Here is a 16,058-nt window from a genome sequence, read left to right as displayed (position 1 = left end):
ATTCTGATGGAACAGGAAACGTTGCAACAAACCGAACGTCCAGTGTTTAAATATGAGCCTCCAAAAGACGAAAAGATGGGTTTTCCAGCGCAATATTATGCGGGTTTTTGGATTCGTTTTATGGCGTATCTGGTCGATTTACTGGTGACGACGGCCGTTTCAGGCATATTGATTAGTCCTATTTTCAGGTTGGCTGATTGGAACATGGATCGTTCGTTTTTCGCGATCTACGGTGCGCTTTTAACCCTTGTATTCCTCGCCTATTTTATCGTGATGACGAAGTTTTGGGGTCAAACGCTGGGTAAAATGATTTTCGGGATTCGCGTGGTTTCATTGAAAAACGAGAAGTTAACATGGCCAAATGTTCTTTTTCGCGAAGGGGCGTTGCGCTTTGTCACGTCGGTCGTTTGGGGATTGTACCTTGTTTGTGCGTTTACACCGAAGAAGCAGGGAATTGCGGATTTACTGGAAGGCACGGCCGTTGTACACGAAGGCTATTTAAAATTGGATAAAGATTGGAATTAAAATTGGAACTTGCGGGCATGTCTCGTAGGTTCTTTTTTCGAGTTATAGGCAAAAAAATAGTACATCGCCAAACACTTCGGTAGAATAGAGGGCGTAGATAGAAATCAAAGGAGGCAATTCAAAATGGCAGAAGTTACATTTAAGGGGACCCCAATGACATTAGTTGGGAAAGAAGTAAAAGTTGGTGACACAGCGCCTGATTTCACGGTTTTAAACCAGAGTCTTGAAGCCGTAACATTAAGCGATTACGACGGCAAGGTGAAAATAATCAGCGTGATTCCATCAATTGATACAGGTGTCTGCTCGCAACAAACACGCAAATTCAATGAAGATGCGTCTGGCTTAGATAACACGGCGATACTTACAATTTCTGTTGATTTACCATTTGCGCAAAAGAAATGGTGCGCGGCAGAAGGGCTTCCAAACGTAATTACACTTTCTGATCATCGCGATCTTTCATTCGGCGAGGCGTATGGCGTAGTTATGAAAGAATTACGCTTGCTGGCACGTTCTGTTTTCGTTCTTGATAGCAATAACAAGATCGTGCATGCGGAATACGTTGGTGAAGGCACGAATCATCCGGATTATGATACAGCAATCGCAAAGGCAAAAGAAGCAAAATAAGTATTTTTGGCTAGTGAATCGCATCCGGTTTACTAGCTTTTTTCTGTTACAGTATAAATGGAAGCGAAGACTAAAACAAGGCATCACGAGGTGGAAATAAAGCGCTTGCTCATTTGATCGCAAATATAACTTTTTAGGAATATAAAATGCTATCATCTTGGTTGGAAATGCTGTATAATATTTAATTGGTGTTAGAAAAGAAGGAATTCGAGGTGTTCACTTTTGACAAATGCAACAGTTGAGGAATTATTCCGTGTTCTCGATGATACAGCGATTATTATTCAGAATGAACTCGAGATGAGTTATCTGGAAGCTGTTTATGAGACAGGAGAGAATTTATTTCAGAAAGAGGTACTTCAAAAGGATGAACTTTCTGCTGAGGCGATCAAAAATCTGGAAGAGCGGTATGGTTCTGTTCAGTTGGAGGAGTTTGCAAAAGAAGATATCCGTAAGAGTTATCAACTTGCACTCTTAAAAGGTATGAAGCATGGTATACAAGTCAATCATCAAATGACGCCGGACTCGATTGGGTTCATTATTGGCTATTTGGTAGATAAGGCTTTTTCTGGTGAGAAGCAGATTCGCTTACTTGATCCTGCATGTGGAACGGGTAACTTAATCGCAACGATCGTGAATCAGTTGGAAGGCAAATTGGAGCTTGATGCTACAGGCGTTGATATTGATGATTTGCTGATTTCACTTGCCTATGTCGGCGCTGATTTGGAACGTTTACCGATCAATCTTTTACATCAAGATGGGCTTGGCAACATGCTTGTCGATCCAGTGGATGTAGTTGTCAGCGATTTACCGGTGGGGTATTATCCTGATGACACGCGCGCGGCAGAGTTTGAACTACATCACGAGGAAGGTCATTCTTTTGCACATTTCCTATTCATGGAACAAGGCATGCGCTACACAAAGCCAGGAGGATATTTATTTTTCCTAGTGCCGAGCTCGATGTTTGGAACGTCCGATTTTGCGAAAGTAGATCGCTTTATTAAAAAACACGGACATATCCAAGGTATTATTCAGTTGCCAGAAACACTTTTTGCGTCAGAGGGAGCTCGAAAAAGTATCCTGATTTTGCAAAAAGGGGCAGATGATCTGCAGCCACCAAAAGAAGTATTACTTGCGAATTTACCTAGTTTGACCGATCCAAGAGCGACGGCAAACGTGTTAGCTAAAATTGAAAACTGGTTTAACGAAAACAAGTAACGAAGGGAATGGATTAAATAAACATGGAAAAAACAATTGCAATTAATGCTGGGAGTTCATCACTTAAATTCCAATTATACGACATGCCATCAGAACGAGTTATTACAGCGGGAATCGTAGAGCGTATTGGCTTGAAAGACTCGATTTTCACAATCTCCGTCGATGGAGAAAAAATCAAAGAAGTAACGGATATTCCGGATCATGAAGTTGCGGTTCAAATGGTTCTTGATAAATTGATTTCGCACAATATTATCAAATCATATGACGAGATTACAGGTGTGGGTCACCGTGTTGTTCATGGCGGCGAAAAATTCACAGAATCTGTCCTTATTGATGATAAAGTTATTGCTGATATTGAGCAACTTTCTGAGCTTGCGCCACTTCATAACCCAGCGAACGTTACAGGTATTCGCGCATTCCGTAAAGTATTGCCGAATATCGTTGCGGTAGCAGTTTTTGATACAGCATTCCACCAAACAATGCCACAATCAAGCTACCTTTATAGTTTACCGTACAACTATTATAAAGACTATGGCATCCGTAAGTATGGTTTCCACGGTACGAGTCATAAATATGTTTCTGAGCGTGCCTCAGAGCTACTTGGTCGTCCTGTAGAAGAGTTGCGTTTAATCACGTGTCACTTAGGAAACGGTGCTAGTATCGCGGCGATTGAAGGCGGTAAATCTATGGATACATCGATGGGCTTCACGCCACTTGCAGGTGTTTCTATGGGAACTCGTTCTGGTAACATTGATCCTGCGCTCGTGCCATTTATTATGGAGAAAACAGGGAAAACAGCAGAGCAAGTATTGGACGTATTAAACAAAGAATCAGGTATGCTAGGCGTATCCGGTATTTCAAGTGATCTTCGTGACCTTGAAAGTGAAGCGGCAAAAGGAAATGATCGTGCGGAATTAGCGCTAGACGTTTTCGTTGACGGCATTCACAAATTTATCGGATCTTATGCTGCACGTATGAACGGCGTCGATGCGATTATTTTCACAGCTGGTATTGGTGAAAACAGTGCGTACATCCGCGAGCGTGTTCTTCGTGGCTTAGAGTTCATGGGCGTTTATTGGGATCCAGCTCTAAACCAAGTTCACGGTGTAGAAGCATTCCTAAACTACCCGCATTCTCCAGTAAAAGTAATTGTTATCCCAACAAACGAAGAATTGGTTATTGCGCGCGATGTTGAAATGATTCGTGCAAGAGGCTAAAATATATGCAAAAAAAGTAGGTTCCTTTTAACGGGAACCTACTTTTTTAATGATTATAAATTAATCTTTATACACTGGATCTTCGGTTCTAACTACAAGTACGTCACAAGGCGAGTGGCGGATGATGTATTCAGAGACACTACCGATAAGTAAACGTTCTACTGCATTCAGGCCTGTAGCACCACACATAATGAGGTCGGCTTTGAATGCTTGCGCAGCTTCTTTTGTGATGGCTGTTTTTGGAGAGCCATATTCGATGTATGTTTCAACGTTGGTTACACCTTGTTTTAAGGCATCATCTTTATATCCGTTTAATAATTCGTCCGCATATTCTGTGGCTTTGTCAGCCATTGATGTGTCGTAGTTTGCAACAGACGAGAAGGCACGCGTATCGATAACGTGAACAAGTCCAAGTGACCCTTCATTTCTTTTAGCAACTTGAATTGCTTTTTGGAATGCACTTTCCGCTTCTTTTGATCCATCGACTGCAACTAAAACTCTACCGTATTGTTGTAACATATTAATTCCTCCTACCCAGCGTGTCGGCAAACGCTCATCTTCGTCGTTAAATTCTCCGCGCCAGTGTTCGACTTTGCCTAGAATCTAAGCATTTATCGAGACGCTGTTGTTTGGCGGGGATAATGAAGATGGTTTTTTCGACAGTTTGGAAAATCTATTTATACTACTATTGTACCCTTTTTCTGCAAAAACAACCATTAAAAGCATTGCGGAATTTTTAAACCCGTATATTTTTACAATTTGGGTCATATGTGTTATTCTTATTATGTAAGCGTATACTTAATGTGTACTCATAGGCAATACTACTTAGTGAAGGGGCGATTAATGTGTTAATAGGTGTTCCAAAAGAGATTAAGAATAATGAAAATCGTGTAGCAATGACGCCAGCCAGTGTTTTATCTTACGTTCAATCAGGCCATAAAGTGCTTGTAGAGAAGAATGCAGGTGTTGGTTCTGCGTTCCATGATGAAGATTATGTGAAAGCTGGTGCAACGATCGTAGAAACGGCAGCAGAAGCGTGGGCTGCGGATATGGTTGTGAAAGTGAAGGAACCGATTGCGTCAGAATATGGTTATTTCCGCGAAGGTTTACTGCTATTTACATATTTGCATTTAGCAAATGAACCGGAACTTGCAAAAGCATTAACTGAGAAAAAAGTGAATAGTGTGGCGTATGAAACTGTCGAGCTCGACGATCGTTCGTTGCCGTTACTTAGCCCAATGAGTGAGGTTGCTGGTCGTATGGCAGCGCAGATTGGGACGCAATTTTTACAAAGAAATAATGGCGGACGCGGTATTTTACTTAGCGGTGTGCCAGGCGTTGAACGTGGGGAAGTTGTTATTATCGGTGGCGGTATGGCCGGAACGAACGCTGCAAAAGTAGCGATTGGGCTTGGTGCTAACGTGACGATTCTAGATCTGAACTTGCATCGTTTACGCGAATTAGATGATATTTTTGGCAATCAAATTACGACGTTGATGAGTAATGCTTTCAATATCGAAACAGCCGTGAAAAAAGCTGATTTGGTAGTTGGTGCGGTACTTATTCCAGGCGCGCGTGCTCCAAAACTTGTGAAAGAATCGCTTGTGAAGGAGATGAAACCAGGTGCGGTTATCGTGGATATTGCGATTGACCAAGGTGGTATCTTCGAAACGACGGATCGCGTGACGACTCATGATGATCCGACGTATGAAAAACATGGCGTCGTGCATTATGCTGTGGCGAATATGCCTGGCGCAGTGCCACGTACATCGACCATCGCGCTGACGAATGCGACATTGCAGTTCGGCTTGACACTTGCGAATAAAGGCCTTGCTGATGCGGTTCTTGGCAATCTTTCGCTGTATAAAGGTGTGAATACGATCGGCGGTTATGTGACGTATAAAGCCGTTGCGGATGATTTAGGCTATGAATATAAAGCGGTAGAAGAAGCTTTGGTCTAATTTAAAAGACATGAAGAAACGAGCAGGAACTCTTTAGTTAGAGATTTCTGCTCGTTTTTTTGTTGGGGTATAGATATAATTGTTATCAGCGTCCATGAGTAGGAGATTGCGATTATAAAATTGGCCGTCGCTTTTTAGAATAAGGGCATTGGATGTGGCGTCATAATCGATTTTTAGCTCCTCTTCCAGAAAAACTGCCGTCCAGCGTGCAATTAGGATAGGACCGAGATTAGATGAGAACTCGATGTCTTCTGGCGTTGTTTCCGTGACTAATTTGAGCGTGAAAATACCGCTATTTTCACAGCCGCAGCCTTCTGTTCGGTAATATAGATGGAGTTTGCCAGGATGGTCACCGCGAAGGGCTGAGAGACGGGAGATAGCCATTGCTGTGAATGTTAGGTTCATTTGGAATCACCTCTTTTGTTTTTATTGTACGGCGCGGCGTGTAGATTGGAAAGTTTATTGCTCACATATTTGAATTTGTATATTGTAGAAGAGGAGTGGTTTAGGATGGAAGGAATAAGTCATATGACGTTTATCGTTCGAGATTTGGAGAAGGCGACTATGTTTTTTGAGCAGATCTTTGATGCGAAAGAGGTGTATTCGAGTGGCGAGGACACTTTTTCTTTGTCGAAGGAGAAGTTTTTCTTGATTGGTGATTTATGGATTGCGATTATGGAGGGAGAAAGTTTGCCTAGTAGGACGTATAATCATATTGCTTTTAAAATCGAGGATGCGGATTACATGATGTATTTGGAGCGGATAAATGCGCTTGGTTTGGAGATAAAAGAGGGACGTGCGCGCGTGGTTGGTGAGGCGAATTCGATTTATTTTTATGATTTTGATAATCATTTGTTTGAACTTCATACGGGGACGCTTATAGAGAGGTTGCGGGAATATAAAAAGAAGTAGCTCAGCGGATGAACTACTTCTTTTTGTGCTTATTTTACATACGTTAATTCTTTCGGAAACTCCGTCAAAATTTCGTAACCGTCTTTTGTCACAACGATATCATCTTCAATACGCACGCCTGCAACGCCTGGAACGTAGATGCCGGGCTCGATGGTGAAGACCATATTTTCTTGTAGCGCCATTTCGTTTGTTTCGGTGATGGATGGGAATTCATGAACGCTTGCGCCTAAACCGTGACCAAGTCGATGTGGGAAATAGTCGCCATAACCCGCTTCTTTGATGATGTTTCGAGCGGTAAGGTCGACTTCTTTCGCGGGAACGCCAGCTTTTACTTTTTCGATAGCTGCGAGTTGTGCTTTTAATACGGTGTTATAGATTTTTTCTTGTTCGGCGTTAATTTCGCCGTATGCGACGGTGCGCGTGATGTCGGAGCAGTAGCCTTTATGCACAACGCCTAAATCGAATAATACGAGGTCGCCTTTTTTGATTTTGGTGTCGCCTGGTGTACCGTGAGGCAGGGCGCCGTTTGTGCCGGTTAGGACCATCGTTGAGAAGGACATCGCGGACACGCCTTTTTTCTTCATTTCGTATTCGATTTTAGCAACGATTTCAGCTTCGGTTTTGCCTTCTGCGATTTCGTCAACGCCAACTTGGACGGCGTAATCAGCCAGTAGCGCGGCTTCTTTTAAAATTTTGAGTTCTTCGGGTGTTTTGATGAGGCGGATCATCTGGATTTTTTCTTCGATCGAGATGAAGTTCGCATCGGTTAGGTACTTGGATAAAATTTCGAAGCGGTCAACGCTCATATGTGATTTTTCAATTGCGAATTTTTTCACGGTTGGCACGCGTTTGGTAATTTCTGTGACAATGATTTCCCATGGATTTTCAATGTCGCTGTAACCGTATGCATCATGTGACCAGTCGCTATTTTTTACGTCTTCTACTTCTAATCCTGGTGTGAAAAGGAACGGTTCAGCTTCGGTAAATACCGCCAGGCCTAGAACGCGTTCGTGTGGATCGCTGTGGTAGCCGGTGAAATAGGCAATGTTTTCAGGGTCGGTGATGAACGCGACCTCAGCATTTTGTTCTTTTAGCCAGTTTTGCAAAACATCAATATTTTTTTCCATCCTACATCCTTCTTTCCTTGATTCGTCCGCTTTATCATAACACGAAAACGCGCAGAAATTAAATGTTTTGAAATTCTGTTATAGTATAGCGTATAATGAAACTAGTACAATACAGAAGGGAAGTCATAAATATGAAAATTTCATTTCATGGGCAATCATGTATTAAAGTAGTAACGGAGGATGTGACGATTCTTGTCGATCCGTTTATTTCGGGGAATCCTCAGTGTGATCTAGTTGTGAGCGAGGAGAAACCGGATTATATTATCGTCACGCACGGTCATGATGATCATGTTGGGGACACGGTGACGATTGCGCAGAATTCGGGCGCGACGGTGATTACGAATGCTGATTTGGCAACGTTTCTTGGCATGGAAGGCGTAGAAAATATCGCGGCGATGCATATTGGTGGAAAGCGCAAATTTGATTTCGGTGTCGTGAAGTTGACGCAGGCATTTCATGGTTCTGCAACGGTTCGTGATGGTAAAATTATTAATTTAGGTTTGCCAACGGGATTTGTATTGACGATTGACGGAAAGTCGATTTATCACGCGGGAGACACAGGATTGTTCTCGGATATGAAATTGATTGGGCAGTTGAACGAGCTTGACGTGGCGTTTTTACCGATTGGGGATAATTTCACGATGGGGCCAGAGGATGCGGCGATTGCGGCGGAGTTTTTGCAGGCGAAGGTAGTTGTGCCAATGCATTATAATACATTCCCATTGATTGCGCAGGACCCGCACGCGTTTGTTGCGAGTCTAAATACGGAATTGCGTGGGAAAGTGCTGGATATTGGCGTGTCGATGACAATTTAGAGGGAATGGGTGAGTGGCTTGGCGACAAAGCATGAGCAGATTTTGAAATATATTGAAGAGCTTGCGGTAGGGGAAAAAATTTCGGTTCGGAAAATCGCGAAAAATTTGCATGTAAGTGAAGGAACGGCTTACCGAGCGATCAAGGACGCGGAAATTGTTGGCTTTGTTAGTACGATTAAGCGTGTGGGAACGATTCGGATTGAGCGGAAGCAAAAGGATAGTATCGAGAAGTTAACGTATGCGGAGATTGTGAATATGATCGATGGACAAGTGCTTGGTGGCCGCGCTGGACTACATAAATCGCTGAATAAGTTTGTGATTGGAGCGATGACGGTTGAGGCGATGGAGCGCTATACGGATGCGGGAAACTTGGTGATTGTTGGGAATCGGGTTGATGCGCAGGAATTGGCGCTAGAACGTGGAGCGGCAGTTTTGATTACGGGTGGTTTTGATACGGTGGACTCTGTGAAGAAGTTAGCTGATGCGAAGGAACTGCCAATTTTATCGACGACGTATGACACGTTTACGGTTGGGACGATGATTAACCGCGCGATTTTTGATCAGTTAATTAAGAAGGAAGTCGTGTTCGTGGAGGACATTTTGACACCGCTTGAAAAAACGGCTTATTTGAGCACTTCGGATCGGGTGGAAGACTGGTACAAGAAGGAAACTGCGACGGGACATAGTCGTTTTCCAGTGGTGAACAAGGCGATGCGTTTGTCAGGGATGATTACAAGTAAAGACGTGATTGACAAAAATTTATCGATCTCGATTGAGCGGGTGATGACGAAAAATCCGCTGACAGTTGGTCCGAAAATGAGCGTGGCGTCCGTATCGCATATGATGATTTGGGAAGGTATCGAGGTTATTCCAGTTGTGAAGGATGACTTGACGTTGATTGGAATTGTGAGTCGGCAAGATATTTTGAAATCGCTGCAAATGATTCAGCGTCAGCCTCAGATTGGGGAGACAATTGACGATACGATTACGAACCAGTTGATGGAGAAACAGACGGATGATACGGAGCTCGATTTCCAGTTTACGGTGACGCCGCAGATGACGAACAATATTGGGACGCTTTCTTATGGTGTGTTTACGCAGATCGTGTGTGATGTGGTGCAACAAAAACTGTTTTCTTTGAAGAAGCGGAATGTGGCGCTGGAGAATATCTCGATTTACTTTTTGAAACCGGTTCAAATGGATGCGACGATCATGATTAAACCGCGGATTCTCGAGATGGGACGTAAAGCCGGGAAAATTGATGTGGAGTTATTTTTGGAAGGTATTTTAGTCGGTAAAGCAATTGTTGCTTGCCAAATGATGGAACGTTAAGGATTGGTGGAGATAGGATGAAACGAGCAATTTTAGATGTGATGAAGAAATATGAAACGATTATTATTCACCGACATGTGCGGCCTGATCCGGATGCGTATGGTTCGCAAATGGGATTAGCCGCGATTTTGAAAGGTAATTTTCCTGATAAGAAGGTTTATTGTGTTGGGGAAGGCGAGCCGTCGCTTGATTTCCTCGGCGAAGTGGACAGGATCGAGGATTCGGTTTATGATGGTGCGCTTGTCGTTGTTTGTGATACGGCGAATACGGAGCGAATTGATGATGCGCGTTATACGCTTGGCGCGGAGCTGGTGAAGATTGACCATCATCCGAACGAGGACGTTTATGGCGATTATGTTTGGGTGGATACGGAAGCTTCGTCTTGTAGCGAGATGATTGCGGCGTTCGTGGAGGAGTTTCCTAAGGAACTTGCGATGAATGAGGCGGCTGCACGGTTATTGTACGCTGGTATTGTCGGTGATACGGGACGGTTCTTGTTCCCAAATACGACGCCAAAAACGTTACGTTATGCGGCAGATTTAGTTGCTTTCCCGTTTGACCGCACGGAAATATTCACAAAAATGTATGAAACACCACTAAATGCGGTTAAATTGTCAGGCTATATTTTGCAAAACTTCCAGATGTCGGAAAATGGCGCGGCACATATTTATATTAACCGTGCGTTGTTGGAAAAATTCGATGTCACGCCACGCGATGCGGCACAGTTGGTGAATCGGATTGATAGTGTGATAGGAATTAAAGCGTGGATTTTATTTATCGAAGACGGTGATATTATCCGAGCACGCGTACGTTCTAAAAAGCCTGTCATCAATGGCTTAGCAAAAGAATATCGTGGCGGTGGTCATCCGCTCGCAGCTGGTGCGACGCTTGAATCAGAAGCAGAGATTCCAGAAATGGTCGCGAAATTAGAAGCATTATGTGATTAAATAAGAGGAGGGTGGGACAAAACCTCTGGATACACAAAATAAGCGAGATATCATGAATTCCTTCTTTCTGGGTAAGACGTGAATCTTGCTTCAAACAAATCGAGCGCTTTTCGCCGATTTATCGGGGTTATGTCTCATACTCCTCTTTACGTGTTCAGGCCAATATAAATCCGAATGGAGCCGTCCGCCGAATATTCTTCGTAATCAAATAGGTAACTCCGATCTAACTCTGTCTTCCAAATTTCCTGCCATGTCGCGAAAACATCTTTTTCAACAGGAAAAGCGTGATATTTCTGCTCAGGGATGGATATTGTTTTCGCTTCTTTAAAAGGACAAATACTACTCGCAACGCTCACCGTATAGTCGCCTTTATAATCACTTTCATAATCTGCGTAAATCCCGTAAAAAATAGCCCCTTCCTGTTGATATTTCTGTGCTTGTCCCCATAAACCGCCTATTTTCACCGCTACGTCGGGATCTGTAAAGTTGTTTGTGCGCGTTTCGCTAATTAAAAATATGTCCTTGTTCTTCATTGTTAAAACCTCCTTTTCTTCTATCTTAACGGATTCAATTGACAACACTATGTCATATTTAAATTTTGTGGTACGATAAGTAAAAATGAAGTGGGAGGTGGGAGAAACTGTGAAAATTGATCGTTTGTTAGAGATTCTGATTTTATTAATGCATCGGAAAAATATCCAAGCAAAGGAGCTAGCGAGTTATTTTGGTGTTTCCACGCGCACGATTTACCGAGATGTGGAAACGCTCTCTGTTGCAGGATTACCGGTCGAAATGACACGCGGGCGAACGGGTGGGATTAGCTTGATGCAAGGCTTTACGCTTTCGAGGATTCCCGTCACAGCGAAGGAAAAAGATGTGTTGCAATTGGCACTTCAAAACCTTTCCACGACTAAATTTCCAGAAGTCGAGACGTTGATGCAGAAGTTTCAAGCGTTGTGGGATGCTACGATCGAAAGGGAGTGGATTGTGATTGATCCTGCGGAATATGGTGCTCCGCCTGAACGGAATGAAATTTTTGCAGTGATGAAGGAATGTATTTTAGAAAATCGTCAATTGATGTTTACCTATTATAATAGTAATCGTGAGGAAACGCGCAGGGAAGTGGCGCCGCTCAAGCTTTGGTATCGGGGGAGTGCTTGGTATTTGTGGGGTTATTGTTATTTGCGGCAAGATTATCGATTATTCCATGTTCACCGGATGCTGGATTTGGAGATATTGGACTATTTTCAGCCGATTTATGAGGAAGCAGCCTTTATACAATTTCGGGAAAATGCAGTGACGCCTGCGCCAAAAATCGCTGTCCATCTTCGTTTTGATCCATCTGTTTATTACCGACTGATGGCTATTTTTCCAGCAGAAATTCTGGTGAGCCTGTCTGGTAGTATTGAGTTGAAAACAGAGATTCCAAAGACGGATTGGCTCTATTCATTTTTATTGTCGTTTGGTGCAGATATGGAAGTTATTAGTCCAGATAATTTGCGCACAGAAATAAAGCAACAACTTCAAACGGCTCTGAATTTATATGAATGAAGCAGAAACGTTATTTTTTGATGTAAAATTTAATACTTTATAGCATGGTACTCTTTCAAGTTTAGAGTACTTTTTTTCTGTTTTGGTGCGTTTTTGCGACCTATAGCACAAAAATAAAAAAGCCCTAATTTAGCAATTAAAATTACGGGAAACTCCTAAAAAAGCACAAAAATACTACCCGAAAAAGCATAAATATAGCGATATTGTGACTTTCCATGTTTTCACTAGACGGTGCGATATCATAGTGCTAGAATTAGTCCCATTAATCGGCTAATACTTTAGTGGGTTAAATTAAATTTTGAAATGAGAGGAAGTCTGGATCATGAATTTAACAGCCAAGGAACAAGAAAAATTATTAATTGTCGTCGCTGCGGATTTGGCGAGAAGAAGGCGAGACCGTGGGCTGAAACTGAATTATCCTGAATCAATTGCGCTAATAACGTATGAAGTTTTGGAGGGCGCTCGTGACGGGAAAACGGTTGCCGAAATGATGCAGTATGGCGCTACAATTTTAACGGTGGATGACGTGATGGATGGCATCGCGGACATGATTAGTGATATTCAGGTGGAGGCGACATTCCCAGATGGGACGAAGCTTGTAACCGTGCATAATCCGATCCGATAAGCGAAGGAGGAAAACAGAATGAAACCAGGAGAACTTATTTTAGAGGACGGCCCGATTGCGTGTAATGTTGGGCGCGATACAGTGGAAGTAGAAGTGACGAATACGGGAGATAGACCGGTGCAGATCGGCTCACATTATCATTTTTTTGAAATTAATAGCGAGCTTGCTTTTGATCGTGATAAAGCGTTTGGCTATCGTTTAAATATACCTGCGGGGACGGCGGTTCGTTTTGAGCCTCAGGATAAAAAGACAGTAGAACTTGTAGCGCTTGCTGGAGAACGTAAAGTGTACGGCCTAAACAATAAAACAAATGGATCACTAGACTAAGGAGCGATTAGGATGAGTTTAAATATACCTCGTAAACAATATACAGATTTATATGGACCAACTGTCGGTGATGTTGTGCGGTTGGCGGATACAGATTTACTTATTGAAATTGAAAAAGATTATACCTCATATGGTGATGAAGTCGTTTTTGGTGGCGGGAAAGTGATTCGTGAAGGAATGGGCATGCATCCGACTGCTGTACGTGATGATGGCGTGCCTGATTTAGTTATTACGAACGCAACCGTGATTGATTATACTGGAATTTTTAAAGCAGATATTTCTGTGAAGGATGGCAAAATTGCGGCGATTGGTAAGGCTGGAAATCCGCTTGTAATGGATAATGTAACGATTCCAATCGGTGCTTCTACGGAAATTATTGCTGGTGAAAATAAGATTTTGACGGCTGGTGGGATCGATACGCATATCCATTTTATTTCTCCGCAACAAATTGAAGTGGCTGTGAATAGTGGTGTTACAACGTTAATTGGCGGTGGAACGGGGCCTGCAGAAGGCACGAATGCGACGACGGTAACGCCTGGTGCTTGGAACTTGGAACGGATGCTACAAGCGGCGGATGGTTTACCAGTCAACATCGGCTTACTTGGAAAAGGACATGCAGCATCAAATGAACCGCTTGCCGAACAAATTGAAGCAGGCGCGATGGGTCTTAAAATCCATGAAGACTGGGGCGCAACATTCGCCTCGATCGATCATTCCTTGCAAGTAGCCGATGAATACGATGTGCAAGTAGCGATTCATACTGATACGCTCAATGAAACAGGATTTGTAGAACGCACGATTGAAGCATTTGGCGATCGCGTGATTCATACGTACCATACAGAGGGCGCTGGCGGTGGACATGCACCAGATATTATTCGTTTAGCGGGTTACCCGAACGTGTTGCCTTCTTCCACAAACCCAACCTTGCCGTTTACAAAGAATACAATTGATGAGCATTTGGATATGTTAATGGTTTGTCATCATTTAAATCCAGATATTCCAGAAGATCTCGCGTTCGCTGACTCACGGATTCGCGAAGAAACGATTGCGGCGGAAGATGTTTTGCAAGATATGGGCGTTTTCAGTATGACCAGCTCGGATTCCCAAGCGATGGGCCGGATTGGCGAGGTTATCATCCGGACGTGGCAAACAGCGGACAAAATGAAAGCTCAGCGCGGCGCTCTAGACGGTGATTCAGCGAAAAGTGATAACACACGCGTGAAGCGTTACATCTCGAAATATACGATCAATCCAGCGATCACACATGGTATTGCGGATTATGTGGGTTCGATTGAAGTCGGCAAAATTGCTGATTTAGTCTTATGGGAACCGAAATTTTTCGGCGTTAAACCTGATAAAATTTTAAAAAATGGGATGATCTCAAACAGCGTCATGGGTGATCCAAATGGTTCGATCCCAACGCCACAACCAGCGCTTTATCGTCCGATGTTTGGCTCGATTGGTACAGCTTTAGCAAGAAGTTCGTTCACGTTTGTATCACAAGCTGCGCATGATAAAGATATCCGCTCGAAGTATGGCTTACAAAAAGAAACGTTGCCTGTAAAAGGTGTGCGTAAGTTAACGAAAAAAGATATGAAATGGAACAATGAGACACCAAATATCGACGTGAATCCACAAACATATGAGGTTAAAATCGATGGCAAATTGATCACGTGCGAAGCGGCGGAAAAACTTCCAATGGCACAACGATACTTTTTATTCTGAGGTGACGAAATGATTGTAGAACAAGTGGTTGGAAATATAGAAGATTTAACAGAAGAAGAGCTTGGAAAGTATCATGTGGAGCGTGTTTTCATCGAAAATGAGTCGCTTGCAAAACGGATGCACCTTGTGAAAACGGATCACGGCAATGAAATTCGAATTCGTTTGGCGCAAGGAAAGCATTTACACGTCGGCGATATTTTGCAACAAGAAGCGGGGAATATGGTTGTGGTCGATGTTTTATCGGAGGATGTATTGACGATTTCGCCACGCTCGATTCACGAGATGGGCGAGATTGCGCATGCACTCGGAAATCGGCATTTACCCGCCCAATTTATCGAGGACACGATGGTTGTTCAATTCGATTATTTGGTGGAGAACTTGTTGAAAGAAGCTGGGATTCCTTTCGAGCGAGAAAAGCGGTATTTAAAAGAAGCATTCCGCCATATTGGGCATAGTCATGATGAATAAAACGCTGACTTTTTTCCAATTGTGCGATTCTAATTTTCCGACGGGCGCTTTTAGTCACTCGTTTGGTTTTGAGACATATATGAACGAAGAGGCGATTCACGATGCTTCTTCGTTTGGTGTCTGGTTGAAGATTTTTTTGCAGGAGCAGCTAGTGTACTCAGAAGGGTTATCGGCGCGTTTGATTTATGAGGCGCTTGAGAATGGCGATCCAGATGAAATTATATATCGTTCGCAAGCGTTGACGGCGCAAATTTTGCCACGAGAAGTACGGGTTGCGAATCAAAAAATGGGCGAGCGGTTTCTTGTTTTAGGGCAAGACTTGTTTGAAATCAAGGAACTCGATATGTATCATCAAGCTGTTGTGAATAAAGAGGTTGACGCGCATCCAGTGGTGGTTTTGACGGTGATTGGGCATCATTTAGGATTGGGCAAACAAGAAACGATCGAGGCATTTCTTTATTCGACAATCGCAACAATGGTGCAAAATGCGGTCCGCGGTGTTCCGATTGGACAAACCGCGGGACAAAAATTATTACTTGCTTTTCAGGCCGAAATTAATGAGGCTTATTTACAAATTGAACGGTTGTCAGAAGGCGATTTTGGCTCGACACCGCCAGGACTTGAGATTGCCCAAATGCGGCACGAACTGCTATTTGCGCGGAATTTCATGTCGTAGTAATTTTTTAG

Annotated in this window: 19 protein-coding genes; 15 read left to right on the top strand and 4 right to left on the bottom strand. The window is 43.1% G+C overall.

The genetic code is table 11. The features are described from left to right. The first annotated feature begins 3 nt into the window (after nt 1-3). From UE46_RS09890 to UE46_RS09875, 4 genes are all read left to right on the top strand, one after another. Nucleotides 4-525: an RDD family protein gene (locus UE46_RS09890; RefSeq protein ID WP_411431068.1), complete on the top strand. Its 522-nt coding sequence runs from the start codon at nt 4-6 to the stop codon at nt 523-525. A gap of 123 nt (nt 526-648) precedes the next feature. Further along, a complete protein-coding gene (gene tpx, locus UE46_RS09885; protein WP_036061636.1) occupies nt 649-1,149 on the top strand; it encodes a thiol peroxidase in 501 nt (166 codons plus the stop codon). 222 nt (nt 1,150-1,371) lie between these two features. Then, the gene (locus tag UE46_RS09880; RefSeq protein ID WP_036061637.1) at nt 1,372-2,364 is read left to right on the top strand and encodes a class I SAM-dependent methyltransferase; all 993 of its coding nucleotides are present in this window, start codon (nt 1,372-1,374) and stop codon (nt 2,362-2,364) included. A 23-nt stretch (nt 2,365-2,387) separates the two neighbouring features. After that, nucleotides 2,388-3,581 (top strand): acetate kinase, encoded by a 1,194-nt coding sequence (locus UE46_RS09875; protein WP_036061638.1) that lies wholly within the window; start codon nt 2,388-2,390, stop codon nt 3,579-3,581. Nucleotides 3,582-3,641: 60 nt separating this feature from the next. Here the strand turns inward: UE46_RS09875 and UE46_RS09870 are convergent, their stop codons facing one another. Beyond that, nucleotides 3,642-4,100: a universal stress protein gene (locus tag UE46_RS09870; protein ID WP_036061639.1), complete on the bottom strand. Its 459-nt coding sequence runs from the start codon at nt 4,098-4,100 to the stop codon at nt 3,642-3,644. A 326-nt stretch (nt 4,101-4,426) separates the two neighbouring features. On the opposite strand from UE46_RS09870, the gene ald reads away from it, so the two are divergent. Beyond that, nucleotides 4,427-5,542, top strand: a complete 1,116-nt coding sequence (ald, locus tag UE46_RS09865) for an alanine dehydrogenase (RefSeq protein ID WP_036061640.1) — start codon at nt 4,427-4,429, stop codon at nt 5,540-5,542. Between the two features lie 33 nt (nt 5,543-5,575). Here the strand turns inward: ald and UE46_RS09860 are convergent, their stop codons facing one another. Then, nucleotides 5,576-5,947: an iron-sulfur cluster biosynthesis family protein gene (locus tag UE46_RS09860; RefSeq protein ID WP_051492989.1), complete on the bottom strand. Its 372-nt coding sequence runs from the start codon at nt 5,945-5,947 to the stop codon at nt 5,576-5,578. A 105-nt stretch (nt 5,948-6,052) separates the two neighbouring features. Between UE46_RS09860 and fosX the strand changes: the two genes are divergently transcribed. Continuing rightward, nucleotides 6,053-6,454 (top strand): FosX/FosE/FosI family fosfomycin resistance hydrolase, encoded by a 402-nt coding sequence (gene fosX / locus UE46_RS09855; protein ID WP_036061641.1) that lies wholly within the window; start codon nt 6,053-6,055, stop codon nt 6,452-6,454. 29 nt (nt 6,455-6,483) lie between these two features. Here fosX and UE46_RS09850 read toward each other — a convergent pair whose 3' ends face one another. Then, the gene (locus UE46_RS09850; protein WP_118907583.1) at nt 6,484-7,581 is read right to left on the bottom strand and encodes a M24 family metallopeptidase; all 1,098 of its coding nucleotides are present in this window, start codon (nt 7,579-7,581) and stop codon (nt 6,484-6,486) included. A gap of 131 nt (nt 7,582-7,712) precedes the next feature. Between UE46_RS09850 and UE46_RS09845 the strand changes: the two genes are divergently transcribed. Genes UE46_RS09845 through UE46_RS09835 form a run of 3 tightly spaced genes read left to right on the top strand, consistent with a single transcriptional unit; the run spans nt 7,713 to nt 10,675 of the window. Then, entirely contained in the window at nt 7,713-8,396 is a 684-nt protein-coding gene (locus tag UE46_RS09845; protein ID WP_036061642.1) for a metal-dependent hydrolase, read from the top strand. Nucleotides 8,397-8,414: 18 nt separating this feature from the next. Continuing rightward, complete coding sequence (gene ytoI, locus UE46_RS09840; protein ID WP_036062008.1) at nt 8,415-9,728, top strand: CBS-HotDog domain-containing transcription factor YtoI; 1,314 nt, start codon at nt 8,415-8,417, stop codon at nt 9,726-9,728. A 17-nt stretch (nt 9,729-9,745) separates the two neighbouring features. Continuing rightward, nucleotides 9,746-10,675 carry a DHH family phosphoesterase gene (locus UE46_RS09835; protein WP_036061643.1) on the top strand — a complete coding sequence of 310 codons (930 nt, stop codon included), beginning with the start codon at nt 9,746-9,748 and terminating at the stop codon, nt 10,673-10,675. A gap of 146 nt (nt 10,676-10,821) precedes the next feature. Here the strand turns inward: UE46_RS09835 and UE46_RS09830 are convergent, their stop codons facing one another. Further along, on the bottom strand, nt 10,822-11,208 hold the full coding sequence (locus tag UE46_RS09830) for a GyrI-like domain-containing protein (protein WP_051492990.1): 387 nt from the start codon (nt 11,206-11,208) through the stop codon (nt 10,822-10,824). Nucleotides 11,209-11,317: 109 nt separating this feature from the next. Between UE46_RS09830 and UE46_RS09825 the strand changes: the two genes are divergently transcribed. The 6 genes from UE46_RS09825 to UE46_RS09800 all read left to right on the top strand — a co-directional run bounded on the left by UE46_RS09825 (nt 11,318) and on the right by UE46_RS09800 (nt 16,047). Further along, nucleotides 11,318-12,226 carry a helix-turn-helix transcriptional regulator gene (locus UE46_RS09825; protein ID WP_036061645.1) on the top strand — a complete coding sequence of 303 codons (909 nt, stop codon included), beginning with the start codon at nt 11,318-11,320 and terminating at the stop codon, nt 12,224-12,226. A gap of 322 nt (nt 12,227-12,548) precedes the next feature. Continuing rightward, complete coding sequence (locus UE46_RS09820) at nt 12,549-12,851, top strand: urease subunit gamma (protein WP_036061647.1); 303 nt, start codon at nt 12,549-12,551, stop codon at nt 12,849-12,851. An 18-nt stretch (nt 12,852-12,869) separates the two neighbouring features. Beyond that, the gene (locus UE46_RS09815) at nt 12,870-13,178 is read left to right on the top strand and encodes an urease subunit beta (RefSeq protein WP_036061649.1); all 309 of its coding nucleotides are present in this window, start codon (nt 12,870-12,872) and stop codon (nt 13,176-13,178) included. Between the two features lie 12 nt (nt 13,179-13,190). Then, on the top strand, nt 13,191-14,903 hold the full coding sequence (gene ureC / locus UE46_RS09810; RefSeq protein ID WP_118907582.1) for an urease subunit alpha: 1,713 nt from the start codon (nt 13,191-13,193) through the stop codon (nt 14,901-14,903). Nucleotides 14,904-14,912: 9 nt separating this feature from the next. Next, entirely contained in the window at nt 14,913-15,371 is a 459-nt protein-coding gene (locus UE46_RS09805) for an urease accessory protein UreE (protein ID WP_036061651.1), read from the top strand. Beyond that, on the top strand, nt 15,361-16,047 hold the full coding sequence (locus UE46_RS09800; RefSeq protein ID WP_036061652.1) for an urease accessory protein UreF: 687 nt from the start codon (nt 15,361-15,363) through the stop codon (nt 16,045-16,047). The genes UE46_RS09805 and UE46_RS09800 overlap by 11 nt, the downstream gene beginning before the upstream one ends. Nucleotides 16,048-16,058 lie beyond the last annotated feature (11 nt).

It is taken from the genome of Listeria weihenstephanensis, from assembly GCF_003534205.1.
Taxonomy (GTDB): domain Bacteria; phylum Bacillota; class Bacilli; order Lactobacillales; family Listeriaceae; genus Listeria_A; species Listeria_A weihenstephanensis.
This window is presented reverse-complemented; position numbering and strand designations above follow the sequence as displayed.